This window comes from Streptomyces yangpuensis, assembly GCF_024666385.1.
GTDB lineage: Bacteria > Actinomycetota > Actinomycetes > Streptomycetales > Streptomycetaceae > Streptomyces > Streptomyces yangpuensis.
Window position 1 is genome coordinate 7,311,689 of record NZ_CP102514.1, and the last position, 24,671, is coordinate 7,336,359.

21 protein-coding genes and 1 pseudogene are annotated in these 24,671 nt (G+C 73.2%); 13 read left to right on the plus strand and 9 right to left on the minus strand.

All coding sequences use genetic code 11. From position 1 onward, the window contains the following. Positions 1–48 precede the first annotated feature (48 nt). A complete protein-coding gene (locus NRK68_RS33140; RefSeq protein ID WP_257857618.1) occupies positions 49–549 on the minus strand; it encodes a hemerythrin domain-containing protein in 501 nt (166 codons plus the stop codon). 351 nt (positions 550–900) lie between these two features. Between NRK68_RS33140 and NRK68_RS33145 the strand changes: the two genes are divergently transcribed. Together NRK68_RS33145 and NRK68_RS33150 are read left to right on the plus strand one after the other, a co-directional pair. Further along, positions 901–2,100, plus strand: coding sequence for a serine hydrolase domain-containing protein (locus NRK68_RS33145; protein ID WP_257857620.1), 1,200 nt, complete (start codon positions 901–903; stop codon positions 2,098–2,100). Between the two features lie 150 nt (positions 2,101–2,250). Beyond that, positions 2,251–3,783 carry a glutamate synthase subunit beta gene (locus NRK68_RS33150; RefSeq protein WP_183064850.1) on the plus strand — a complete coding sequence of 511 codons (1,533 nt, stop codon included), beginning with the start codon at positions 2,251–2,253 and terminating at the stop codon, positions 3,781–3,783. Positions 3,784–3,962: 179 nt separating this feature from the next. Here NRK68_RS33150 and gap read toward each other — a convergent pair whose 3' ends face one another. Further along, complete coding sequence (gene gap / locus NRK68_RS33155) at positions 3,963–4,961, minus strand: type I glyceraldehyde-3-phosphate dehydrogenase (RefSeq protein ID WP_183064851.1); 999 nt, start codon at positions 4,959–4,961, stop codon at positions 3,963–3,965. A 118-nt stretch (positions 4,962–5,079) separates the two neighbouring features. Next, positions 5,080–6,042 carry a GlxA family transcriptional regulator gene (locus tag NRK68_RS33160; RefSeq protein WP_183064852.1) on the minus strand — a complete coding sequence of 321 codons (963 nt, stop codon included), beginning with the start codon at positions 6,040–6,042 and terminating at the stop codon, positions 5,080–5,082. Between the two features lie 115 nt (positions 6,043–6,157). Here NRK68_RS33160 and NRK68_RS33165 point away from each other — a divergent pair, with 115 nt between their 5' ends. Continuing rightward, positions 6,158–7,390, plus strand: coding sequence for an FAD-dependent oxidoreductase (locus NRK68_RS33165; protein WP_257857621.1), 1,233 nt, complete (start codon positions 6,158–6,160; stop codon positions 7,388–7,390). Positions 7,391–7,463: 73 nt separating this feature from the next. Here the strand turns inward: NRK68_RS33165 and NRK68_RS33170 are convergent, their stop codons facing one another. The 6 genes and pseudogenes from NRK68_RS33170 to NRK68_RS33195 form a co-directional block, all read right to left on the minus strand. Beyond that, positions 7,464–9,188, minus strand: a complete 1,725-nt coding sequence (locus NRK68_RS33170) for an acyl-CoA dehydrogenase family protein (RefSeq protein WP_257857623.1) — start codon at positions 9,186–9,188, stop codon at positions 7,464–7,466. Positions 9,189–9,278: 90 nt separating this feature from the next. After that, complete coding sequence (locus NRK68_RS33175) at positions 9,279–9,854, minus strand: PadR family transcriptional regulator (RefSeq protein WP_183064855.1); 576 nt, start codon at positions 9,852–9,854, stop codon at positions 9,279–9,281. 92 nt (positions 9,855–9,946) lie between these two features. Beyond that, positions 9,947–11,323, minus strand: a complete 1,377-nt coding sequence (locus NRK68_RS33180; RefSeq protein WP_257857625.1) for a carotenoid oxygenase family protein — start codon at positions 11,321–11,323, stop codon at positions 9,947–9,949. Positions 11,324–11,454: 131 nt separating this feature from the next. After that, complete coding sequence (locus tag NRK68_RS33185; RefSeq protein WP_257857626.1) at positions 11,455–12,531, minus strand: SRPBCC family protein; 1,077 nt, start codon at positions 12,529–12,531, stop codon at positions 11,455–11,457. An 89-nt stretch (positions 12,532–12,620) separates the two neighbouring features. After that, positions 12,621–13,517, minus strand: a pseudogene (locus NRK68_RS33190) (MFS transporter); the annotation flags it as partial. 92 nt (positions 13,518–13,609) lie between these two features. Next, a complete protein-coding gene (locus NRK68_RS33195; RefSeq protein WP_183064857.1) occupies positions 13,610–14,176 on the minus strand; it encodes a TetR/AcrR family transcriptional regulator in 567 nt (188 codons plus the stop codon). Positions 14,177–14,299: 123 nt separating this feature from the next. On the opposite strand from NRK68_RS33195, the gene NRK68_RS33200 reads away from it, so the two are divergent. From NRK68_RS33200 to NRK68_RS33245, 10 genes are all read left to right on the plus strand, one after another. Then, positions 14,300–14,632 (plus strand): hypothetical protein, encoded by a 333-nt coding sequence (locus NRK68_RS33200; protein WP_257857627.1) that lies wholly within the window; start codon positions 14,300–14,302, stop codon positions 14,630–14,632. Between the two features lie 38 nt (positions 14,633–14,670). Further along, positions 14,671–15,651 (plus strand): alpha/beta fold hydrolase, encoded by a 981-nt coding sequence (locus NRK68_RS33205; protein WP_183064859.1) that lies wholly within the window; start codon positions 14,671–14,673, stop codon positions 15,649–15,651. Between the two features lie 461 nt (positions 15,652–16,112). Next, positions 16,113–18,266 carry a DUF6777 domain-containing protein gene (locus NRK68_RS33210; RefSeq protein ID WP_257857628.1) on the plus strand — a complete coding sequence of 718 codons (2,154 nt, stop codon included), beginning with the start codon at positions 16,113–16,115 and terminating at the stop codon, positions 18,264–18,266. Between the two features lie 237 nt (positions 18,267–18,503). Beyond that, positions 18,504–18,980 carry a hypothetical protein gene (locus NRK68_RS33215; protein WP_257857629.1) on the plus strand — a complete coding sequence of 159 codons (477 nt, stop codon included), beginning with the start codon at positions 18,504–18,506 and terminating at the stop codon, positions 18,978–18,980. Positions 18,981–19,068: 88 nt separating this feature from the next. After that, the gene (locus NRK68_RS33220) at positions 19,069–19,494 is read left to right on the plus strand and encodes an ATP-binding protein (RefSeq protein ID WP_183064862.1); all 426 of its coding nucleotides are present in this window, start codon (positions 19,069–19,071) and stop codon (positions 19,492–19,494) included. Between the two features lie 275 nt (positions 19,495–19,769). Further along, on the plus strand, positions 19,770–20,372 hold the full coding sequence (sigK, locus tag NRK68_RS33225) for an ECF RNA polymerase sigma factor SigK (protein ID WP_257857630.1): 603 nt from the start codon (positions 19,770–19,772) through the stop codon (positions 20,370–20,372). Further along, positions 20,369–21,121 carry an anti-sigma factor gene (locus NRK68_RS33230; RefSeq protein WP_183064864.1) on the plus strand — a complete coding sequence of 251 codons (753 nt, stop codon included), beginning with the start codon at positions 20,369–20,371 and terminating at the stop codon, positions 21,119–21,121. Before sigK ends, NRK68_RS33230 begins: the two co-directional genes overlap by 4 nt. Before the next feature lie 134 nt (positions 21,122–21,255). Next, entirely contained in the window at positions 21,256–22,521 is a 1,266-nt protein-coding gene (locus NRK68_RS33235) for an NAD(P)/FAD-dependent oxidoreductase (RefSeq protein WP_257857631.1), read from the plus strand. Continuing rightward, positions 22,515–23,264 (plus strand): DUF1365 domain-containing protein, encoded by a 750-nt coding sequence (locus NRK68_RS33240; RefSeq protein ID WP_373024576.1) that lies wholly within the window; start codon positions 22,515–22,517, stop codon positions 23,262–23,264. The genes NRK68_RS33235 and NRK68_RS33240 overlap by 7 nt, the downstream gene beginning before the upstream one ends. Then, entirely contained in the window at positions 23,261–24,637 is a 1,377-nt protein-coding gene (locus tag NRK68_RS33245; protein ID WP_373024319.1) for a class I SAM-dependent methyltransferase, read from the plus strand. The genes NRK68_RS33240 and NRK68_RS33245 overlap by 4 nt, the downstream gene beginning before the upstream one ends. Positions 24,638–24,671 lie beyond the last annotated feature (34 nt).

Here is a 24,671-nt window from a genome sequence, read left to right on the forward strand (position 1 = left end):
GTCGAGGGAGGGCCTGTCCCTCTGCGAGCCCGCCGGAGGCCGTCACCGTCACTTGCCGACGATCTTGCGCACGTTCTCGATGCTGCCGCAGTCCGACGCGAGCTGCTTCTCCCGCTCCTCCAGGAAGGCGGCGCCCAGCTCGGCCCGGCGCTCGTCGGGGACGTTCTCCCGGGCGCCGTTGAGGATGGTCCGTTCCTCCTCGTCCAAGTGGTGGGAGACCGCCTTCACAAGGTCCTCCAGGCGTTCGTCCCACTCGTCGGACCCGACGTCGTCCACCTCCAGGAGCTTCAGCAGGGCCTCGTTGCCCTCGGCGTGTTCCTCCTCGCCGTGCTCGACCTCGTCGTCGTCGACGCCCCTGAAGCGTTTGAGCGCGCCGTAGACCTTGGCCTCCTCGGCCTCACCGTGTGCGATGAGCAGGGCCGAGAACTCGTCCCGGGCCGCCTCACGGTCGGCCTCGACGCTCCGCATCCGGCGGAACAGCTCCTCCATCGTGCGGTGGTCCTTCAGAATCGCCGCGACCACATCCTGGTCCTTGCCCTCGCCCGCCATGCGACATGCCTCCGATCGATCGACTCCGGTCGTCCGGCGCCTGCTCGCTCTTCGCGATCTGAAACCTTCCCGCCGGGCGCGCGCCGTCGACGGCGCGCGCCCCGTCCGGGAACTCCGCGGCGGCGGTCATCCCCTCAGCTGCCGCCGGATGCGGGCGTTCGCCCAGGAGGCCGCGACGGGGCCCCGCCGTCGAGAGGGCCCCGGGGCCATGGCGGCTGGGTGCCGGTCGGGTCCGTCAGGGCCGGACGGGCCACGGCCCGCCCGTGCGCGGCCGTGCCTGCCGGGGCATCGCCGCGGCTCCTGCCATCGTGGGCCACCGCGCTCCGTGTCTCCCCCCTGGAGGTTTCCGCCGTGTCCCCACGCCCGTACGGCCACCCCCGCCGGTTCCGCCCGTCGCTGCGACCGCTCGCCGCGGCCGCCGTGTGCGGCGCCCTGCTCGGCGCCTCCGTACTGCCGGCGCAGGCCGCCGCGGACCGCAACCCGCCGCCGGACCGCGGAGCGGCCCTCCGCCAGGAGCTGCGGGAGCTGGTCGAGCGCCCGGACGGACCCCCCGGGGTCATCGCCGTCCTGCGCGACGGGGACCACAGCACGGTCTACCGCGCGGGCGTGGCCGACGTGGAGAGCGGCCGGCCGCCGAGGGCGACCGACCACATGCGGATCGCCAGCGTCGCCAAGGCCTTCAGCGGAGCGGTGGCCCTGAGCCTGGTCGACCGCGGCCGGCTGAGCCTGGACGACACGATCGGCGAGGTGCTGCCCGAGCAGCCGGAGGCCTGGCACGCGGTGACGCTGCGTCAACTCCTCAACCACACCAGCGGACTGCCGGACTACTCGGCCTCCCAGCCGTTCATCGACATCGTCAGCGAGGACCCCCGCCACCACTTCGACTCCCGGCGCCTGCTGGAGTTCGTCGCCGACCAGGACCTCGAATTCGAGCCGGGCAGCCGCTACCTCTACTCCAACTCCGACAACATCGCCGTCGCGCTGATGGCCGAGGCCGTCACCGGACGCCGGTACGAGAGGCTGCTGCGCGAGTTCGTGTACCGGCCGCTGGGTCTGACCGACACCAGCCTTCCCCAGGGCTACCGGCTGCCCGAGCCGTTCCTCCACGGCTACCAGATCGACCCGCAGGAGGGGCCCGTCGACGTCAGCGAGGCCGTGAGCGCCTCCGGCGCCTGGGCCGCGGGCGGCATCGTCTCGACCCCGAAGGACCTGACCGCCTTCATCCGGGGATACGCGGGCGGCGCCCTCGTCTCGGAGCGCACCCGACGGCAGCAGTTCACGTTCATCCCCGGCGCGCTGTCCCAGCCCCCCGGCCCCGGCCGCACCGAGGCGGGCCTTGCCATCTACCGCTACACCACCCGCTGCGGCACGGTGTACGGCCACACCGGCAACACCCCCGGCTACACGCAGCTGGCGGCGGCCACGGCGGACGGCAAGCGCTCGCTGACCTTCTCGATCACCACGCAGACGTCCCTGACCAACAACCCCGAGCTGCTCGCGCGGGTCCGGGAGATCCAGGAGGACTTCGTCTGCGCCCTGCTGCGGGGGTGACCACGACGGGTGCGACGCGCAGGGCCGCGGGGCCCTGCGCGCCCGCCACCCGGGCGGCGTAACCTGGTCGGACCGCCACTTCACGCGCGCGCCGGGACCGCGGTGCGCACCCCCGTACACCCCGCCGCGAACGATCCAGGGAGGCGGCGAGTGACCGATCCCTTCGGCTTCCTCAGGATCCCTCGCGAGCCGATCCCGGCCCGGCCCGTCGAGGAACGGCTCGGTGACTGGCGCGAGGTCCACGCCGGCCAGGCGCTGCTCCCGCTCGTCTCCCGGCAGGCCGACCGCTGCATGGACTGCGGGATCCCCTTCTGTCACACCGGCTGCCCCCTCGGGAACCTCATACCCGAGTGGAACGCATACGCCGCCCACGCCGACTGGCGCGCGGCCTACGAGCGGCTGCACGCCACCAACAACTTCCCGGAGGCCACCGGAAGGCTCTGCCCCGCCCCCTGTGAGGACGCCTGCGTCCTCACGATCAACGCGGATCCGGTGACCATCAAGAACGTCGAGCAGACCATCGTGGACGAGGGACTGCGGCGCGGCTACCTGACACCGAGCCCTCCGGAGCGGCACAGCGGCAGGACCGTGGCCGTCATAGGCTCCGGTCCGGCCGGGCTGGCCGCCGCGCAGCAGCTGACCCGGGCCGGGCACACGGTCACGGTCCACGAGCGGGCCGACCGGATCGGCGGCCTGCTGCGCTACGGCATCCCCGAGTTCAAGATGGAGAAGGCCCACCTGGACCGCCGGATCGAGCAGATGCGGGCCGAGGGCACGGTGTTCGTCACGGGACAGGACGTGGGAGGCGCCGGCGGGACGGCCACGGCGGGAGCGGCCGACGCCGCCGCGCTACGGGCCCGGTGCGACGCCGTCGTCGTCGCGGTCGGTGCCGGCGAGCGCCGGGAACTGCCCGTCCCAGGCCGCGAGCTCCACGGGATCCACCAGGCCATGGACTACCTGACCTGCGCGAACAGGGTCCGGGAGGGCGACTGGGCCGATCCTCCCATCACGGCCGAAGGAAGGCACGTCGTCATCGTCGGAGGCGGCGACACCGGCTCCGACTGCATGGGGACGGCCCTGCGACAGGGCGCTCTCTCGGTGGTACAGCTCGACATCAATCCGGAGCCCGGCCCCCACCGCACCGACGACGAACCCTGGCCGGTGTACCCGAAGACATACCGGATCTCCCACGCCCACGACGAGGCCCGCGGGCGCGAGGGCCGCGATCCGCGGCTGTTCGCCTGCGCCACCCTGCGCTTCGACGGGGACGCCTCGGGCCGGGTACGGGCCCTGCACCTGACCGCCGTCGAGCCGGTGGGCCGCAGCCCCCTGGCGGGTACGGAGCGGGTGCTCCCGGCCGGGCTGGTCCTGCTGGCCCTCGGCTTCTCCGGCCCCGAGCGGGCGGGCGGCCTGCGCGAACAGCTGGGCCTGGAGCTCGACGAGCGCGGCAACTTCGCGCGGGACGCCGGCTTCGCGGCGTGCGGCGGGCGCGCCCCGGGGGTGTTCGTGGCGGGCGACGCGGGCCGCGGGCAGTCGCTCGTGGTGTGGGCCATCGCCGAGGGCCGGGCGGCGGCCGCCGCCGTGGACCGCTACCTCACGGGCTCCACATGCCTCCCGGCCCCGGTCGCCGCCCACGACCGGCCGATGACGGCCCTGGGCCGCATGCGCTACGGGGACTTCTGAAGGCGGACTTCGAACCCGAACCTCAGAACCCGAACCTCAGAACGTGAACCTCAGAGCGCGAGCCTGGCGAACGCGAGCCCGGCGAACGCGGACCCCGGAACGGCGGCTGGGAAAACGGCACGCTCCGGCCGGCCCGAGGGGCCGGCCGGAGCGCGGGTCACTGACGGCGGGGCGGCTGCTCAGCCCGCGGCCAGGAGCGTGAGGGTGTCGATCACGCGGTTCGAGAAGCCCCACTCGTTGTCGTACCAGGCGACGACCTTGACGTGGCGGCCCTCGACGCGGGTGAGCTCCGAGTCGAAGATCGACGAGGCGGGGTTGCCGGTGATGTCGGAGGACACCAGCGGGTCGTCCGAGTACTCCAGCACACCGGCCAGCGGGCCCTCGGCCGCGGCGCGGTACGCCTCCAGGATCTCCTCGCGCGTCACCTCGCGGGACACGGTCGTGTTGAGCTCCACGATGGAGCCCACCGGGACCGGTACGCGGATCGAGTCGCCCTGCAGCTTGCCGTCGAGCTGCGGCAGCACCAGACCGATCGCCTTCGCGGCGCCCGTGGAGGTCGGGACGATGTTGACACCGGCGGCGCGGGCACGGCGGGGGTCGCGGTGCGGGCCGTCCTGCAGGTTCTGCTCCTGCGTGTAGGCGTGCACCGTGGTCATGAAGCCGTGCTCGATGCCGGCGAGCTCGTCGAGCACCGCGGCCAGCGGGGCGAGCGCGTTGGTCGTGCAGGACGCGTTCGAGACGATCGTGTGCACGGCCGGGTCGTAGGCGTCGGTGTTCACGCCGTACGCCAGCGTGACGTCGGCACCGTCCGAGGGGGCGCTGACCAGGACCTTCTTCGCTCCCGCCTTCAGGTGGGCGCGGGCGGCGTCCGCCGACGTGAAGCGGCCGGTGGCCTCCAGCACGATGTCGACGCCGAGCTCGCCCCACGGCAGCTGCTCCGGCTCGCGCTCGGCCAGCACCGTGATCCGGCGGCCGTCGACGACCAGGGTGTTCCCGTCGACGGTCACCGGGCGACCGAGCCGGCCGGAGGTGCTGTCGTACGCCAGCAGCCGCGCGAGGGCCTTCGGCTCGGTGAGGTCGTTGACGGCGACGACCTCGAGGTCGCTGTCGCGTTCGAGCAGCGCGCGCAGCACGTTGCGTCCGATGCGGCCGAATCCGTTGATGGCGATGCGAGTCATGAGCGAGTCCCTTTCGTTCGCCATCAGGTTCGCCGCCCGCGCCCGCCCGTGACAGCGGCGTGATCGCCACTGTTCAAAAGGATCTCGCCAAGGCGTGGGTGGCGGGATCCTGACGGACCTATTCGCCCTTCGTGAAGGTGCGCCGGTACTCGGTCGGGGTCGTGCCCAGGATCCGCTGGAAGTGCAGCCGCAGGTTCGCACCGGTGCCCAGGCCGACGTCGGCGGCGATCTGCTCGACCCCTCGCTGGGAGCGTTCGAGCAGCTCACGGGCCACATCGACGCGGGCACGCATGACCCACTGCATCGGCGTGTACCCGGTGTCCTCCGCGAACCGCCGCGAGAACGTACGGGGGGACACCCCGGCGTGCCGGGCGAGGGACTCCAGCGTCAGCGCCTCCCCGAGCCGGATCAGCGCCCACTCGCGCGTGGCGGCGAACCGCTCACCGAGCGGCTCGGGCACGCTGCGCGGCACGTACTGCGCCTGGCCGCCGCTGCGGTACGGGGCGGCGACCAGGCGGCGCGCCGCGTGGTTGGACGCGGCCACGCCGAGATCGCCGCGCAGGATGTGCAGGCACAGGTCGATGCCGGAGGCGGCGCCCGCCGAGGTCAGGACGCTGCCCTCGTCGACGAACAGGACGTTCTCGTCGACCCGGACCAGCGGATGCTTGGCCATGAGCGCCCGGGCGTAGTGCCAGTGCGTCGTCGCGCGTTTCCCGTCGAGCAGGCCCGTCGCCGCGAGCGCGAACGCGCCCGTCGAGATCGCGGCGAGCCGGGCGCCCCGCGCGTGGGCCGCGACCAGCGCGTCGATGACGGGCCGCGGCGGGTCCTCACGGTCCGGGAAGCGGTAGCCGGGGACGAAGACGATGTCGGCCCACGCGAGGGCGTCGAGGCCGTGCGTCACGTGGTACGACAGGCCGTCGCCGCCGGCCACCAGACCGGGCGCCGCGCCGCACACCCGTACCTCGTAGGGCATGCTCGCGCGGGTCGTGAAGACCTGGGCGGGGATCCCGACGTCGAGCGGCTTCGCGCCTTCGAGGACGAGGACGGCGACGCGGTGGAGACGGGAGGCTGAGGCTGACACGCGTCGAGCCTACGCGGGACCCCGGAGCGTGTGTTCCGCCGGGACGGGCGCCCCGCGGTGCGGTATACGTCCCCTGGGGATCGATCGCACGGTCTCCGCGAAGGGAGTGGTTGCCGTGGAGCGGACGACCTGCTGCGTGGTGGGCGGCGGCCCGGCCGGAATGGTGCTGGCCCTGCTGCTGGCCCGTGCCGGGGTGGAGGTGACGGTGCTGGAGAAACACGGCGACTTCCTGCGCGACTTCCGCGGCGACACCGTGCACCCCACCACCCTGTCGCTGCTGGACGACATCGGCCTCGCCGAGCGTTTCGCCCGGCTGCCGCAGCGCCGCGTCAGCACGGTGCAGCTGCCCATCGGACCGGACCGGTCCCTGGTCACCGTCGGGAACATCGGCGCCCTGCACGGCACGTACAACTACATCGCCATGGTGCCCCAGTGGGACCTCCTCGACCTCCTCGCCGACGAGGCGCGCCGGGAACCCTCCTTCCACCTGCGCATGGACACCGAGGCGACCGGTTTCCTCATCGAGGGCGGACGGGTGAACGGCGTGCGCCACCGCACCGCGGACGGTGCCACCGGCGAACTGCGGGCCACCCTGACCGTGGCCTGCGACGGCCGCGGCTCACTGGCCAGGGCCCTGCCCGAACTCGGCCTGCAGCACTTCCCGTGCCCCATGGACGCCTGGTGGTTCCGCCTGCCCCGGCACCAGGACGACCCCAGCGGACTCGTGGGCGGCCTCGGCGACCGGTTCTTCACCGCGCTCATCGACCGCGGCGACTACTGGCAGTGCGCCGCGCTCATCCCCAAGGGCACCGACGCCGAGCGCCGCGCCGAGGGCCTGGAGCGTTTCATGACCCGCTTCGCGGAGGCAGCTCCCTGGCTGGCAGACCGGAGCCACGCCGTCACCTCCTGGGACGAGGTGAAACTGCTCGACGTACGACTGGACCGGCTGCGCCGCTGGCACCGGCCCGGTCTGCTGTGCATCGGCGACGCCGCCCACGCGATGTCCCCCGTGGGCGGCATCGGCATCAACCTCGCCGTGCAGGACGCGGTCGCCGCGGCCCGCCACCTCGTGCGCCCGCTGCGCGAGGGCAGGGTGGGACTGTACGACGTACGCCGCGTCCAGTGCCGCCGCTGGCCCACCACCGTGGCGACCCAGGGCCTCCAACGCCTGGCCCACGCCCAGATCATCGAGCCCCTGCTCGCGGGCCGTACCGCGTTCGGAGACCCCCGGCGGGCCAAGCGGATGACGGAACTCATCACCGAATCACCCTGGCTGAACCGCGTCCCGGCGTACTTCATCGCCTACGGCGCCCTCCGAGAGCGGCCCCCGGCCGAGTCCCTGCGCTGACCGGCGATTCCGGCGGGGGTGACCCGGCGGTCCGCACGACAGGGTCGTGGGGACCGCCGGGGCAGTGGTACGGCTACGGCGCCATCTCGTAGGAGCCGGAGAGGGCCTCGACACGGGCCCAGACGCGGGCCGCACGGGCCTCGTCGACGACCGGGCGGCGGACGGCCGCCAGTGCCCAGGTCTGCTGCTCCGGCGTGCTGGAGTCCTTGCCGTGCAGTTCCACGGCGTGCTGGGAGAAGTCACGCACGAGCACCGAGAACAGCTCGTCCAGCACGTACTCGTCCAGGTCCGTCAGACGGGCCTGCTCCAGGATCAGCTGCCCGTGCACGACCAGGGCGAACAGCTGCCCCACGGAGAGGAGGAAGTCCAGATCGCGGCCCTGCGCCTCGTCCGGTGCGATGGTCGCCGCGAACTCGGCCAGCGCGTCGGCCTGTTCGCGGAAACGGGCGACGTTCGGCACGGCGGCGTAGGCGTCGTACGCCGGGCGCCAGTCGTGGAATCGGACGGAGCCCAGACCGCGGGCCGGACCCTGCCGGAAGAGGAAGTCGTCGTCGGCCGCGTCGAGGCGCGTCGGTACGGGCTCGTACTCGGCCGGCGCCAGCAGGTGGTTGCGCATGAACTTGAGGATCAGCGCCAGGTTGACGTGGACCGTGCCCTCCAGCTTGGGCAGCCCGCGGATCTCGACGGCGGCCTGGGCGAAGTAGTTGTCCTTCTCGAAGCCCTTGGCGGCGATCACGTCCCACATCAGGTCGATGACCTTCTCGCCCTCCGTGGTGACCTTCATCTTGGTCATCGGGTTGAAGAGCAGGTAACGGCGGTCGTCGGGGCCGGCGGAGCGGAAGTAGTCGACGGCGCGGTCGCTGAACAGCTTCATCCCGACGAGGCGGACGTAGGCGTCGGCCAGCTCCCGGCGGACGTGCGGGAACGCGGTGACGGGTCGGCCGTAGAGGATCCGGTTGTGCGCGTGCGTGACGGCCTCGTACATCGCGTGCTCGCAGATGCCGATCGAGGCGGTGCACAGGTTGAACTTGCCGACGTTGACGGTGTTGAGCGCGGCGTCGAAGGCGGCACGCCCGGTGTGCAGGACGTCCTCGGCGGTGACCGGGTAGTCCTCCAGGCGGAACTCGCTGACGTACTTGGAGGAGTCGACGACGTTCTTCACGAGCCGGTACGCCGGGTGGCGGCTGTCGGCGGCGAAGAAGACATAGCCGTCGGGGCCCTCGACGTCGGTGCGGCGGCCGAAGACGGAGACCAGACCGGCGGCGTTGCCGTTGCCGATGTAGTACTTGGAGCCGGTGGCGCGGAAGCCGCCGTCGCCGGTGGGCTCCAGCAGCATGTCGGTGGAGTAGATGTCGGCGCCGTGGGTCTTCTCCGACAGACCGAAGGCGAACACCTCGCCCTCCGACAGGAGCCCGGCGGCACGCTCGTGGGCGGCGGCGTTGTCGCTCTGCCAGACGGGGCCGAGCCCGAGGATGGTGACCTGCCAGGCGTACCAGTAGTCGAGGCCGTAGAAGCCGAAGATCTCGTTGAGGGCCGCGATCCGCGCGGTGTCCCAGCGCTTGTCCGGCTCGTCCTCACCGGCGGCGGAAGCCGGGGTCAGGAAGGTCGCGAAGAGCCCTTCCTTGGCGGAGAACGCGAGGAAGTCGGCCAGCCAGGCGCGGGTGCGGTAGTCCTCGATGATCTGCCGCTTGCCGCGGGCCTCGAACCAGTCGACGGTGGCGCGCAGCAGCCTGCGGGTCTCCGGGTCGAAGTGGGCGGGGTCATAGGTGCGCGGGTGGAACAGCAGAGGGTCGGACACGGCGGATCACCTTCCGAGGGGTCGTCAGTCGAGGTTTCGCGCGGCTGCGCGGAGGGAGGAGAAGAGAGCGAGGGGGCGGCCGGCTGCGGCTCAGCCGTTCACCGGCGGCGGCGCCGTCCGGCCGAGCCGGTGGAGGGTGGCCAGTACGTCGTCCAGCCAGGCGATCGTCATCCGCTCCTGCGCGATCCCCCCGCGCAGCACGACGTGCTGGAGTTCCTGGCCGGCGTCGAGCGGCGCCGGTGCCCCGGGGCCGGTGAAGTCCCGCAGCTCACCGGCGAGATAGCGGGCGAGGCGGTCCCGGTGGGCCTGCTGGTGCCGTTCGACCTCGCCGATCAGGGAGGCCGGGTCCTCGAAGGCGGCCCCGCGGATCTTCACGGCCAGGTCGTGCCGCAGGCTCTCCGGCTCGATCGGCTCGTGCAGCCACCGCGCGAGGGCGGCCCGGCCGGGGGCCGCGACCGAATACTCCTTCTTGTCCGGCCGGCCCTGCTGCGGGACCGTACGGACGGCGAGCATGCCGTCGCTCTCCATGCGCCCCAGCACGCGGTAGATCTGCTGGTGCGTGGCGGTCCAGAAGTAGCCGATCGATCGCTCGAACCGGCGGGCCAGCTCGTAGCCGGAGCCCGGCTTCTCCAGCAGGGAGACGAGGATCGCGTGTTCGAGCGCCATACCCCGATCCTGCTATGCAACTCGTTGCATAGACAAGCGGCGCCGCCCAGGTGAGACGCGGCTCACCCGGGGCGGCGCCCAGAAGGACGGGATCAGGCGGCGGTGTCGGGGATCCAGGAGCCGTGGATCATGGCCGGGACCCGGCGCGGCAGGTGGATCGTGGCGACCGGCGGGACCGTCAGATCGGAGGCGTCCAGGACCAGCAGCTGCGAGGCGTCCGCGTTCAGGTCGCTGACCACCGTCAGCAGGTATCCGGCGTCCTCCTGCGACGCGCCCGCGCCCTCGGCGGGTACGAACACGGCCTCGCTCGGGAGCCGGCCCGGGGCGAACGGCAGCAGCTGCCGGGCGCCGGTGGTGCGGTCGTACTTGACGAGGGTGTGGGCGGCGATCCCCAGGTCGTCGGGGAAGGCGAGGGCGTACTGGTAGCGGTGCTCGATACCGAGGAACGCCTCGTTGATCGTGGGGAACTCCACCGTCAGGTCGTCGGTCACCTCCTCCTTGACGGATCCGGCCGCCAGGTCGACGGTCCACCGGGTGCTGCGCGCACCGGAGGTGGGCTCGGTCCCACGGTCCTCGGCGCCGACCCACCAGTTCCAGGATCGCCGCCAGCCGTCCCGGCCCACGGTCGGGCCCTCGACGACGACACGGCCGTACGGGTCCTCGTAGGCGTTGGCGAAGTGCATGCCGTAGCCCTGCCCGATCTCGATCCAGCGGATCTCACGGGCCCGGCCTCCGGCGCCCGCCGGGGTGCGCGGCATGACGCCGATCCGGGAGATCTGCTCGTCGTCCCAGGAGTACGGGATGCCCGAGTGCTCGGTCGGGTCGAAGGTCACGGAGCCCTCCAGGAACACCACGTAGTGCTCGGTGAGGGCGAAGTCGTGCTTGAGCGCGGCGCCGGCGCCCGGTACCTCCTGGCTCTCCAGCACCTTCCCGTCGGCGGAGGCGACGTGGTGGATCAGGTACGGCGGGAAGGGGGAGGAGGCGAAGAAGTGCAGCTCGCCCGTGACCGGGTCCTCCTTGGGGTGGGCGGTCATGGCCGAGGTCAGCCTGCCCCCGAAGTCGTAGGCTCCGACGGTTTCCAGATCCGCCGTCAGCTCGAAGGGCAGGGCCGCTTCGCTCAGGGCGAGGAGCCGGCCGGCGTGTTCGATGACGTGGGTGCCGGCCGTGCTGGCGGTGAGGTCGGGGCCCTTGTCGGTCATGTAGGGGGCGCCGTCGAGGGCGGGGGTGTGGACCCAGCGGTTGCGGTACCACTCGGCGCGGCCGTCGCGGAGCCGGATGCCGTGGACCATGCCGCTGCCCTTGAACCAGTGGGTGGGGGTGATGCCCGGCTTCGGGTTGTGGCTGTTGCGGATGAGGCGGCCGGTCAGCTCGGGCGGGAGGGTGCCCTCGACGCTGAGACCGGTGGCGGTGATCTCGTCGGCCACGGGGGTGTAGTGGCCGGTCAGGTAGGGCTTGGCGGTGCTGCTCATGACGGTCTCCTGGACTCTTGGGCGGCGGTGGAACGGAACGAAGGGGAAGCAGGGCGGTGCGGGGTGCGGGGTGTGGGTGTGGGGCTGCGCGGGGCGTGGGTGTGGGACTGCGCGGTGCGGGGTGTCCGCGGTCAGTCCCGTCCGGCGGCGGCGCGGGCCTCGGCGTGCGCCACGGCCTCGGTCTCCGCGGCCGCTTCGGCCTCGGCCGTGGTCTTGAGGGCGGCGAGCCAGGCGTCCAGCGACTGCCGAAGCGCCTGTTCCATCTCGGCGCGGCGGGCCTCGACGGGCGCACCGCTCCAGGACTCCTCCGTGCGGACCGTCACGATGCCCGGCGCCGTCTCCTGGAAGGTCCAGACGTGGATGCCGTCGATGCCGTGCGCCGGGCCGCCCCAGACGATCCGCCGGCCGGGAACGACCTGGTGGACGGTGGAGGTGATGTCGAGACCGTGGGTGAGCCAGCGGAACGTGGTGCCGGGGGCGAGCGGGCCGGCGTACTCCACCCGGTCCACGTCCGTGTTCCAGTCGGCCCAGGCTGCGATGTCGGTGTGCAGGTCCCAGACGGTGCCGAGCGGGGCGTGCACGGTGGTCTCGACGCGGACGACGACGGGGGCTTCGCTGTCGACGGTGGTGGGGTGCGTGGTCATAGGAGGTGCTCCTTCGGTTGGGGTGGGGTGATCAGCGGGTTCGGGCTTGCGCACCGGCCGGGTTCTGTGGGCGAGCAGCGGGGTGAGGGCCGCCGCGAGGCCCAGGACGGCGGCCGAGAGGAGGAAGGCGCCGCGGTACCCCTCGGTGAGGGCCACGGCGTGCGGCAGCTCGGGGGAGGCGGAGGCGGAGGCGGAGGCAGAAGCGGAGGCGGAGGCAGAAGCGGAGGCGGAGGCCGCGGCGGTGCGGGCGGCGGCGAACGTGCCCAGTACGGCGAGGCCGACCGCGCCGCCGATCTGGCGGGTGGTGTTGACCAGGCCGCCGGCCAGTCCCGCGTCGGCGGGTTCCACCCCGCCGACGGCCGCCCCGGTGAGCTGTACGAAGGCCACGCCGAGGCCGGCTCCGACGAGGAGCACGGGGCCGAGCAGGTGGGTGAGGAAGGTACCGTCCGCCGTGATCCGGGCCAGCCACAGGAACCCGGCGCCCTGCGTGACCAGGCCGGCGAGGAGCGTGCGGTGCGGCCCGATGCGGCGGGTGAGTACGGGCGCCAGGCCGGAGCCGAGCATGTTCGCCGCCGCAGCGGTAGTTGGGAGAGACCCGCCTCCAGCGGGCCCGCCCCGATGACCTGTTGCTGGTAGAGGGGGAGGAAGAAGAACAGGCCGACCCAGACCGCGCCGAGCAGCGCCATCAGGAGGTTGGCCGGGCCCACGGCGCCGCGGGTGAGCAGCCTCGACGGCAGGAGCGGAGCGGCACGGCGGCGTTCGACCAGGACGAAGAGGGCGAGCAGGACCGCCGCCGCGGCGAAGGATGCCAGTACGAGGCGGTCGGTCCAGCCGGAGCGGCCCGCGGCCGTGAGCCCGTACACGAGCGAGACCAGGCCGGCGGTGACGGTGAGCGACCCGGCCACGTCGAGCCGCGGACGGGGCCCGTCGCCCAGCTCCTGCGGGTCGGCCGGTACGAGGTTCACGGTGGCGGCCAGGACCAGCGCCGCGCCGATACCGGACGCGTGGAACACCCAGCGCCAGCCCGGGCCTTCGGTGAGGATCCCGCCGAGCAGGACCCCGGCGGCGCCACCCGCACCGGACACGGCTCCCCAGACCCCGAGTGCCTTGGCCCGGGCCGGCCCGGGCGGATGGAGCCGCATGACCAGCGAGAGGGCGGCGGGCGCGATCGCGGCGGCGCCGACGCCCTGGGCCGTGCGGGCGGTGACGAGCATCCAGGGGGCGCTCGCCAGTCCGGCGGCGACGGCCGACACGGCGAAGAGTGCGAGGCCGGCCGCCAGAACGCGGCGTCGTCCCAGGAGATCGGCCGCCCGGCCACCGAGCAGCAGCAGGGCGCCGAAGGCGAGACCGTACGCGTTGACGACCCAGGACATGCCGGCGTCGGACAGTCCGACCCCGTCGCGCACGGCGGGAAGGGCGACGTTCACGATCGAGGTGCTGAGGGTGACCGCGAACTGCGCGGCGGCCAGGGCCGCGAGGATCGCCGTGGGCTTCGCCGTGGGGTTCGCCGCGGGGGAGACGGCCGGGCCGGGGGACGGTGAGGCGTACATGCGGGTTCTCCTGTGTGTGGTCGACCACTCACTCTTTGGTTCGAAAGAAGGGCGGACCGTGCGGGTCCGCCCTGTTGTCACCCGTCGCCCCGTCAGTAGTGCCGGATGCCCGCCGAGAGCGTCCGGGACCAGGGCGCTTCCACCTGGTGCGCGTCCAGCGACACGAGGAGGTGGCAGAGCATGCCCGTGGCGAAGAACTGCTGGACGTCGGCCTCCGCCGCACCCGACGCACCGCGCACGTACTCCACCATGCGGGCGTACCCGGCGCGCACGGCCTCCCGTACGGCGGCCTCGGAGACGGCCGCCGCCTGGGCGTGGGTGAGGACGAGCAGCAGGTCCTTGTCGGCGATCAGGTGGGCGTACGTGTCGCCCATGGTGTCCAGCACCGCCTCGGGGCTACTGCCCCGCGCCTGCGCGGCGCCCTCTTCGAGGCTGGCCCGGACCCGCGCGAAGCAGCGCTCGACGACCGCGGTGAACAGCGCCTCCTTGTTCGGGAACAGCCGGTAGACGTAGGCCTGGGAGATCCCGGCGGCCTTGGCGACCTCGGTGGTCGTCGTACCGAAGTAGCCGCGGGCGGCGAAGGCCCCGATGGCCGTCCGCAGGACGGTCTCACGGCGCTCTTCGGCGGAGGAGAGCTGGCGTCGTCGTTCCGTGTTCATGTGAGTAATAAACCACTCACACTTTGGGCTGTCAACAGGACCCCACCTCAGGGCCGGATGCTCAGAACGGGTTGAGTACCCCGACTCACGCCGCGCGGGCAGCCGGCACATAGCCTGCCGGCCATGAGTTCAGCGAAGCAGCACATCCCCGAGGCGGTAGACCAGGCAGAGCCGCGAACCGGCGGCACGGGATCGCTGGTCCTGGGCATCGGCGCCGTCGCGGCCATCGGCTGCCCGTTCCTGCCCGAGGCGCTTCCGCCCCTGGTCCGCTTCCTGCCGCTCTATTTCGTCCTCCCTGTCGGGATCTGCGCCATCGTCCGGGGACTTCCCGACCTCTGGAGGGCGCGTCGCAGCGGGGTGCCCGGCCCGGTCCGCGCCCGTATCGGTGTCCTCCTCGGCTCGTTGGCCGCCCTGGCACCGCTGGTCTGGCTCTTGCTCTACGTCCGCGTCGGATGAGACTGGCGGGGTGACCCGCCGCGGGCGAAGCTGAGGGCATGCGATGGCGTGTCCCCGGCGCCGTGGCGGCCGCGATGGCCGCCGTCCTGCTCGTGGCCGGCACACCGGGGCCGGGCGCCGGCGGGGACCCCGGGCGGCGCGTGGACATCGGCGGCGGCCGCAGCCTGTACCTGCACTGTTCCGGCAGCGGCTCCGGCTCAGGCGGCGGCTCCGGCTCAGGCCCGACCGTGGTGCTGCTCTCCGGGCTGCACGAGTCCTCCGACCCGTGGTCGCTGACCGACACCACCCCGCCCGTGCCGAAGGCCCCCGCCGTGCTGCCGGGCGTCGCCGCCTTCGCCCGCGTCTGCACGTACGACCGTCCCGGCACCCTTCGCTACACCCAGCCGCCCACGCTCACCACCCGCAGCACGCCCGAGCACGGCACTCGCACCCTGCCCGCCGTGGTCCAGGACCTGGACCGGCTGCTGACCGCCGCCCACGTACCGGGTCCGTACCTGCTGGTGGGACATTCCTTCGGCGGGATGCTCGCCCTGCGGTACGCGCAGGAGCACCCGGAACGCACGGGGGGACTGGTCCTCGTCGACGCGCTGGGGCCGGCGTTGAAGCCCACCATGGGGACCGACTGGCCGGCGTACGTCGAAGCGCTCCGCCACCCCGGCACGCCGTTCGACGCCGACCCCGCGTTCGAGCAGGCCGACGTCGATGGCGGAGTCACGGCGATCGAGCGCGGCGGCCCGCTCCCGCCCGTACCGGTCGCGGTGCTGGGCAAGACCGAGCCCTTCGCCGCGCCGCCCACCATGGCCAAGGACCTGCTGGCGAAGCTGGAGCAGGCCTGGCCCACGGCCCAGCAGGCGCTGGTGGCCCTGCGGCCGCAGACCCCACACCTGCTGGCCACCGGCAGCGACCACTACGTCCAGCTCCACGACCCGGACCTGACGATCGCGGCGGTGCGCCTGGTCGCGGACCGGGCCGGGGCCGCGGACGCGCCTCAGGCGGAGCCGTCGCTGCGGGTCCGTTAGCAGGATCGCCTGCGGGTTCTGTCAAGTCCCGAATGGTCGCGACATGACCCCGCCCGGGTGCGGGGGGCTTACTCGATGGACGGGGTCACACCTCATGTGTGACCCCATCGGTGTCGCCGGTGAATCCGGTCCGCGGCGCCGGTTTCCGAGATTCCCCTCCGGGATGTGGAGGCGTCGACGGCCAGAAGGAGCGAGCGCATGCGAGTCACCATCGTTGTCCCGGTGCCCCGTGTCAGGGGGCGAGTGTCATGAGTCCTCCGTCCTCTTCGTCCGAGCACCCCATGGGCCCGCCGCCCGGTCCGCTGTCGGGCCGGGGTTCGCAGCCGCAGCCCGCGCCCGCGCCCGAGGCCCCGCCGCCGATACCCCCACCGCCTCCGTCGTACCCTTCGGGCTCCTTCGTACCTCCGGCCGACAGCGGGGGCGACCGGCCCGGGCGCCGCTGGCGTTCGCGCAGGACGCTGGTGAGCGCCGGCACGGCGGCGCTCGTGGTCTCGGCGGTGGTCGTCGGCTTCACCGTGCTGGGCGGCAACACCGCGGCCGGCGGTGAGGTCTTCCTGGAGGCTGCCGCGGCGGCCGGGCCCGATCCGTTCACCCCCTCGACGGCCACGGCGGCACAGGAGACCGGCGGCGCCGCGCCCGGGACCACCGGGACGGTGCGGGGCGGTACGGGCGGCGCGCGCACCCTGGAGGTCGACGGCGGCCACCCGGGGCTCTACGGAGGTACGCGGAACATCGCGAGCTGCGACGTGGAGAAGCAGATCAAGTTCCTCGGGGAACACACGGACAAGGGCGACGCCTTCGCGACCACGCTGGGTGTCCGGCCCACCGGGATCCCGGCCTATCTGCGGTCGCTCACCCCGGTCCGGCTGGGCTGGGACACCAGGGTCACCAACCACGGGTACAAGAACGACGCGCCCACCGGCTACCAGGCGATCCTGCAGGCCGGTACGTCCGTACTGGTCGACGGGCGCGGTGTACCGCGGGTCCGGTGTGCCTGCGGCAACCCTTTGACACCGCCGGTCGCGGTCCGGGGGAAGGCGCGGATCAGCGGACAGGAGTGGTCCTCGTTCCGGTCCGCCGAGCTGGTCGCGGTCAGGCCGGCCGCCAAGCCGGTGAAGGCCGTGACGGTCTACGACCCGGGCCGCAAGGCGTGGTACGAGCGCCCGAGCGGTGCGGCGCCGGGGCAGTCCGACCGCGCGGTCGAGCCGCCGCCGGGCCGGACCGCGGCTTCGCCGTACCCGGCCCTGCCGCCGGCCCACGAGGGAACGGTCCGAACGGACCCCGCGCCCCCCGACCCGGCCCCGGGCCGGGCCCCCGGCGGGAAGCCGCACGGGGAGCCGGAGAAGGAGCGCCCGGAAAAGCCGACCCCGAGCCAGCACAAGGACCCCGGCCCGAAGCCGGGCACGGGCCGGGACAAGGACCCCGCGCACGTGCCGGGGCAGGGGTCAGGAACGACCCCGGGTGAGCACCCGGGCAAGGCGCCAGGGCAGGAACCCGGCTCGGGCCGCGGGTCGGACAAGACGCCCGGGTCGGAGCCGCAGGACCCTGGCGACGCCCCCGACAAGGCCCCCGGCCGAGGGTCCCACCAGCACAAGGACACCCCTTCCGGAGACGCCCCGGGCCGGCCCCCGGGCAAGGGATCCGGCGACGGCACGGGCCAGGTCCCGGACAGGCCCCCCGGCCAGGAGTCCGACCAGGCCCCGCGCAAGAGGTCCGGCGACGGCACGGGCCAGGTCCCGGGCAAGGTACCCGGCCGGGAGTCCGGTCAGGACACGGGCAACGGTTCCGGCGACAGCCCGGGCAAGGGATCCGGCGAGGCCCCGGACCAGAGGCCCGGGCAGGACCCGGGCAAGGTTCCGGGGGCCCCGGACGAGGCTCCGGGCCAGGAGACGGGAAAGGCTCCCGACAAGGGACCCGGCCACGGGTCGGGCAAGGCCCCGGGCCAGGGTTCGGGTGACGGCACGGGCCAGGCCCCCGGCCAAACTCCAGGGCAGGGATCCGGTCAGGACAAGGGTGAGGCGCCCGGCCAGGGCAACGGCAAGGCGCCCGGTGACGCCTCGGGCAAGGCGCCGGGCAAGGCGCCTGGGCCGGACACGGGAAAGGCTCCCGACAAGGGATCCGGCCACGGGTCGGGCAAGGCCCCGGGCCAGGGTTCGGGTGACGGCACGGGCCAGGCCCCCGGCCAGGCTCCAGGGCAGGGGGCCGGTCAGGACAAGGGTGAGGCGCCCGGCCAGGGCAACGGCAAGGCGCCCCGGCGAGGGTCCGGCCAGGACACAGGCAATGGCTCCGGCGACAGCTCGGGCAAGGCGCCGGGCCAGGGCTCCGGTGACGGTACGGGCAAGGCCCCTGGACAGGTGCCCGGTCAGGCCCATGGCAACGCGCCCAGCCAGGGCTCGGGCACGGCGCCCGGCAACGCGCCGGGCCAGGGCACCGACGCGGCTCCCGGGCAGGGGACCGAAAAGGCTCCCGGGCAGGGGGCTGATCAGGGCGGTACGGGCGGCGGGGACACGCGCCGGCAGTCCCATCGGCCGGGGAGCGAGCGGCTCCAGGACGCCCCCGTCCAGGGGGGATCCGACGGTTCCGGGCGTCGGGAGGAGGAGCCGTTGCTGAGGTAGCCCGCACGAAGCCACTGCCACCGCCACCGCCACCGCTGAACCCCGACCCACGGCCGTCCGAGCAGGGGCGACAGGGTTCACGGCACGCACACTCCGAAGGGACGAGATATGACGCTTTGACTCTCTTGCCAATCCTTCACCCCGGTCGTCACGAATCCGTGGTGACGCTCCAGATGGTGAAGGAGCAGACGAAGCCGAATGCTTGATGAACCAGATGAAAGGGAGGAGGTGAGCCCGATGACCGCTTCGCCGCACATGAAGCGTCTGGTCGTCGGAGTCGCATCCGCCGGGCTGCTGGCCGGTGGCTCGCTGCTGGGCCTGTCCGGTACGGCGAGCGCCGCCCCGACGGCGGCGCCGTCGACGGTGCCCTCGACGCTCACCGGCGACCGTGATCACGACCGTGACCGGGACAACCGCCATGACCGCCATGACCGCTGGAACCGCCACAACGGCTGGAACCGATGGGACCGCCACGACCGCTGGGAGCACGATCGGTGCACCTGGGTCAAGGGCCACTGGGCGACCGACAAGGGGAACAAGGGCCACTGGGAACGCACGTGGCACCCCGGCAGCTGGCACCACGGCTACCGCGACCACCACGGCAACTGGCACGACGGCTGGTGGAGCAAGGGCTACTGGAAGCAGCACTGGGTGCCCGGCCATTCGGTGAACCACTGGGTTCCCGGGCACTGGAACTGCCACGACAAGTGGTAGCGCCGACCAGGGCGCGGCGGGGGTTCCGGGGCCCGAGCCCCGGAACCACCACCCGTCCACCCTCCACGATCAGGAACCAGGAATCGTCATGGACGCCGCACTCGCCACCGCACCCCGCACGCGGCCGTCAACCGTTCACCACCCCCTGCCTCCAGGGCCGCAGGCCGCCCGGGAAGCCCGCCGCATGGCGGCGTGGCTGCTCGCCGTCCACCCCGTGGGCTGTCCGCACGACACCGTCGAGGACATCCTCCTCGTCGTCTCCGAACTGACCGCCAACGCCGTCCGGCACGCCAGACCGCCCTACGCGCTCACGTTCAGCGTCGAGCCGGGCCGGGCCGGCATCGCACTCAGCGACGCCTCCCCCTCACTGCCCAGCCGGCCCGACGGCCGCAGTCCCCTCGCCACACGCGGGCGGGGGCTGGGGATCGTCCGGGCCCTCGGGGCCGAACTCTTCGTCAGCCCCGCGCCCTTCGGCAAGCAGGTCATCGCGGTGGTCACCTGGCCCGACCTCTGACCCACGCCCCCGCCCCCTCATCGACCACCCCCACCTGCGTCGACACACCGAATTGCTCCGTTTGCCAAAAGTCCGGCCATCCGTACGCACGTCCGCTACGAAGAGGTCTTGGACACAGCACACGGCCCCGCTCCCAGGACAAGGACTCGGACCCCCATGCGATGGACACCCCGCCCCCGGCCGGCCGCCCCAGGCCGCACATCCCCCTTGTCACCGCAGTCACCGCAGGTACCGCAGTCGCCGCCGCACACCCGCCCGCAGCCGGAGCCCGCCCGGTGAACCAACCACTCCCGTTCGGGCCCGGTCGTACCGGCCGGGCGAGTCACGCCGGCCGCAGTGACCTCGCCGAGGTCATGGCCGAGGTCGCCCACGGCGACAAACAGGCCTTCTCGCTCCTCTACGACGCCCTCGCACCCATGGTCTTCGGAATCGTGATCAGGGTCGTACGCGACCGGTCCCAGTCGGAGGAGGTCGCACAGGAGGTGATGATCGATCTGTGGCGGCAGGCCGCCCGCTACCGGTCCGACGCCGGCAGCGTCACCGCGTGGGCGGCGACCATCGCCCACCGGCGGGCCGTCGACCGCGTCCGCTCCGCCCAGGCGTCCGCCGACCGGGAACAGGCCCAGGCGGCCCGCGAGCACCAGACGGCGTTCGACGAGGTCTCCGAGCAGGTCGAGACCCGCCTCGAGAGCGAACAGGTACGCCGCTGCATGCGCGGCCTGACCGAACTCCAGCGCCAGGCCGTGAGCCTGGCCTACTACCGTGGCCTGACCTACCGTGAGGTCGCCGAAGCCCTGCGCACACCGCTGCCGACCATCAAGACACGCATGCGCGACGGGCTGATCCGGCTCCGCGACTGCATGGGGGTGACCACATGAAGCAAGACCACTCCGACCTCCACACCCTCGCCGCCGCCTACGCCCTCAACGCCCTGGACCCGGCCGAGCGGCAGGCGTTCGGCGACCACCTGCCGCAGTGCCAGGCGTGCCGCGAGGAGGTGGCCGAGTTCGAGGCCACCGCCGCGCGCCTGGCGGACGCCGCCGCGCAGAACCCGCCGCCCATGATGAAGCAGCACGTCATGGCCGCCGTCGACGGTGTACGCCAACTGCCCCCGCGCGTCCGCGACACCACCCAGCCGGCCGGTGTCGGCCGTGCCCTGCGGCGCCGGGCCGTACCCCTCGCGCTGGCCGCCAGCGTGGTGGCGGCCGCGTCGTTCGCCGGTCTGGCCGCCTGGCAGAACCGGCAGAGCGTGCAGTACCAGGAGCGGGCGCTCCAGGCCGAGCGGCGCCTCGACGACGTCAGCGCCGTCCTGGCCGCGCCCGACGCCCGCACCGCGCACGGCCGGGCCAGCAACGGAGCGCTCACCACCGTCGTCGCCTCCGAGCGGCAGAACAGGGCCGTCTTCACCGCCGCCGGGCTGCCCGCCCCCGCCGCGGGCATGACGTACCAGCTGTGGCTCGACCACGACGGCGCCATGAGTCCGGCCGGGTTCATCCACCAGGACGGTACGGTCCTGCTCGACGGCGACACCGCCGATGCCGGAGCCGTCGGACTCACGCTCGAACCGGCAGGAGGCTCCCGCCGTCCCACCACCGCCCCCCTGCTCCTGATGGCCCTGCCCACCTGACGACCCACGACCCACGACCCACGACGCACGACGCACGACCCACGACGCATCCGCACCCATCCACCGGCCCGTCCACTGCGAAGTACGGGAGAGCGACCGCACCCAGCGGCGCGTCGAACGGCGGGAGTGCTGAGGTGGAACACCGGAAAGCAGCGGTGATCGGCGCCGGGATCGCGGGCCTGACGGCCGCCCACGTCCTGGCGCGCTCGTACGAGGTCACCCTCTACGAGGCCGAGGGCCGCCTCGGCGGCCATGCCCACACCCATGAGCTCACCGGCCCGGACGGGCGGCCCATGGGTGTGGACTCGGGCTTCATCGTGCACAACGAACGCACCTATCCGAACCTGCTGCGGCTCTTTCGCGAGCTGGGAATCTCCACCCAGGACGCCGAGATGAGCATGTCGGTACGGTGCGACGGCTGCGGCCTGGAGTACGCGGGCGCCCGCGGCCCGGCCGGCCTCTTCACCGGCCGGGCCGCGCTGCGGGGCCGCTACCTGGCCCTGCTCGCGCAGGTACCGCTCTTCCACCGCAGGGCCCGACGGCTCCTCGCCGACCCGCCCTCCCACCACGTCACCCTGGGCGACTTCCTCCGGGAAGGCCGGTTCTCCCCGTACTTCGTCAGCCACTTCGCCCTCCCGCTGGTCTCCGCGGTGTGGTCGTGTCCCGCACGCACCGCGCTGTCCTACCCGGCCGCCCACCTCTTCGCCTTCCTCAAGCACCACGGCCTCCTCTCGGTCACGGGCTCCCCACAGTGGAAGACCGTCACCACAGGCTCCGCCGCCTACGTGGAGGCCGTGGCCAAGAGCGTGCACCGCGTCCGCACCTCCAGCCCCGTACAGACCGTCCACCGGGCCGCCCGCGGCTCCGGCGTCTGGATAACCACCGAGAACGGCGCCACGGACGGATACGACGCGGTCGTGATCGCCACCCACCCCGACCAGGCACTCCGCATGCTCGCCGACCCCACCCCCGACGAACGGCGGCTCCTGGGCGCCTTCACGTACGAGCCCAACCCCACGGTCCTGCACACCGACACCGGCCTCCTGCCCCGCTCGCCCCACGCCCGGGCCTGCTGGAACTACCACCTCCCGGCCTGCGACCCCTCCACCGAGTCGGTCCGCGTCAGCTACGACATGCGCCGCCTGCAGAACCTGCCCGACGGTGCCGACTACGTGGTGACCCTGGGCGCCGACGACCGTGTGGACCCGGACCGAGTGGTACGCCGGATGCTCTACGAACACCCCGTCTACACGCCCGCCTCGGTCGCCGCGCAGAGGGAACTGCCGCGCCTGAACACCGCCGTGACCGCCTATGCCGGGGCGTGGCACGGCTGGGGCTTCCACGAGGACGGCTGCCGCTCCGGCGCGGCAGCCGCCCGCGCCCTGGGGGTGCGCTGGTGACCGGGAAAGCGGCGCCCGCCGCAGCGCTGTACGAGTGCCTGGTCGTCCACACCCGTACCGCGCCGCTGCGGCACGACGTCCGGCACCGCACCTACCTGTGGTGCGTGGACCTCGACCGGCTCCCGGTCCTGCCCCGCCCGCTGCGCCCGCTCGCCGGGTTCGACCCGCGGGACCACTTCTCGGGCCGCGCCCCCACGATCCGGGCCGGCCTGGAGGAGTTCCTCGCCTCCCGCGACATCGCCATCGAAGGGGGACGCGTGGTGATGCTCGCCCACGCCCGCGTCTTCGGATTCGTCTTCAATCCCCTCAGCGTCTACTGGTGCCACGACGCCTCCGGATCCCTGGTCTGCGTCGTCGCGGAGGTCCACAACACCTACGGGCAGCGGCACTGCTACCTCCTGCACCCGGACGCGGGCGGCCGGGCTCGGGCCGAGAAGCGGTTCTACGTCTCGCCGTTCTTCCCCGTCGAGGGCCACTACCGGATGCGGCTGCCCCTGCCAGAGGAACGGCTCGACCTCACCGTGCACCTCGACACCGAGGCCGGGCGGCCCTTCACCGCCACCGTACGGGGGCGCGCCCGCCCCGCCACGGCCCGCGCCCTCCTGCGGGCGGCCGCCCACAGGCCCTGGTCGACCGCCGCCGTCTGGGCGGGGATCCGCTTCCACGGCATCCGCCTGCTCCTGCGCGGTCTGCCCGTACAGCCCCGCCCCCGGCACACACCGCAGAAGGGAATGATCCCGTGACCCACCCGGCCACCACGTCCGACCACCAGGTACGGCTGCCCGCCCCTCGGTCCGGGCCCCCGCAGTGGGCGGATCGCGCACGCTGGCCGGACGTGGCCCGGCTCCCGGCGGGCGGCCCGGTCCGTACGGCCGTTGCCGCACACCTGGTCGGCCGGGCGCTGAGGCAGCTCCCACTGGACGTACGCACCGGCACCGGCACCGGCACCGGCACCGGCACTCGGATCGGATCCGCCACCGCCACCGCCACCGCCAGCGGATCCGGATCCGGCACCGGACCCGGACGCGCCGGCCGACCGGCACGGCGTCCGGACCTCACCCTCCACGACCCCGACGCCTTCTTCCGGCGCATCGGCAGCCACGGCCTCATCGGCTTCGGGGAGTCCTACATGGCCGGCGAATGGGACAGCGACGACCTGCCCGGCCTCCTGACCGTCCTCGCCACGCACGTCGACGACCTGGTCCCCGCCCCGCTGCGCGGCCTGCGACCGCTGTGGGTCGCCGCCCGCCCCGGCCGTGACCGCAACACCCGGCGCGGCGCCCGCGAGAACATCCACCGCCACTACGACCTGTCCAACGACCTGTTCGCCTCCTTCCTCGATCCGACCCTCACATACTCCTCCGCCGTCTTCACCGGCCTCCCCGCCCGGTTCGAGGACCTCGCCGCGGCCCAGCACCGCAAGATCGACCGCCTGCTCGACCTCGCGCACGTCCAGGAGGGCACCGAACTGCTGGAGATCGGCACCGGCTGGGGAGAACTCGCGCTGCGCGCCGCCGCCCGCGGCGCCCGCGTCACCACCCTCACCCTCTCCGCCGAACAGGCCGAACTCGCCCGCACCCGGATCCGCGCCGCCGGGCTCGGCGACCGCGTCGACGTCCGGCTGTGCGACTACCGGGACGTCGAGGGCCGCTACGACGCCGTCGTCAGCGTCGAGATGATCGAGGCCGTCGGCGCCGAGTACTGGCCCTCCTACTTCGCCACCCTGCGCGCGTCGCTCCGCCCCGGCGGGCGCACAGCCCTCCAGTCGATCACCATGGGACACCGGCAGATGCTGAACACCGCCGCCACGCACACCTGGATCAGCAAGTACGTCTTCCCCGGCGGCCTGATCCCCTCCCGCCGCGCCATCGCCGAGCACGCGGCGGCGGCCGGCCTGCGCACCGAGTCCGACCTCGGGTTCGCCGAGCACTACGCCGACACGCTGCGCCTGTGGCGGGAACGCTTCACCGCGAGCCGGCAGACCGTCACCGCCCTCGGCTTCGACACCGTCTTCCAGCGGCTCTGGGAGTTCTACCTGGCCTACTCGGAAGCCGGCTTCCGCTCCCGCTACCTCGACGTCCGCCAGATCGTCCTCACCGAGAGGAGCCCGCGATGAGGCCGGCCCGGCATGCCCTCGTCCCGGCGGCCGG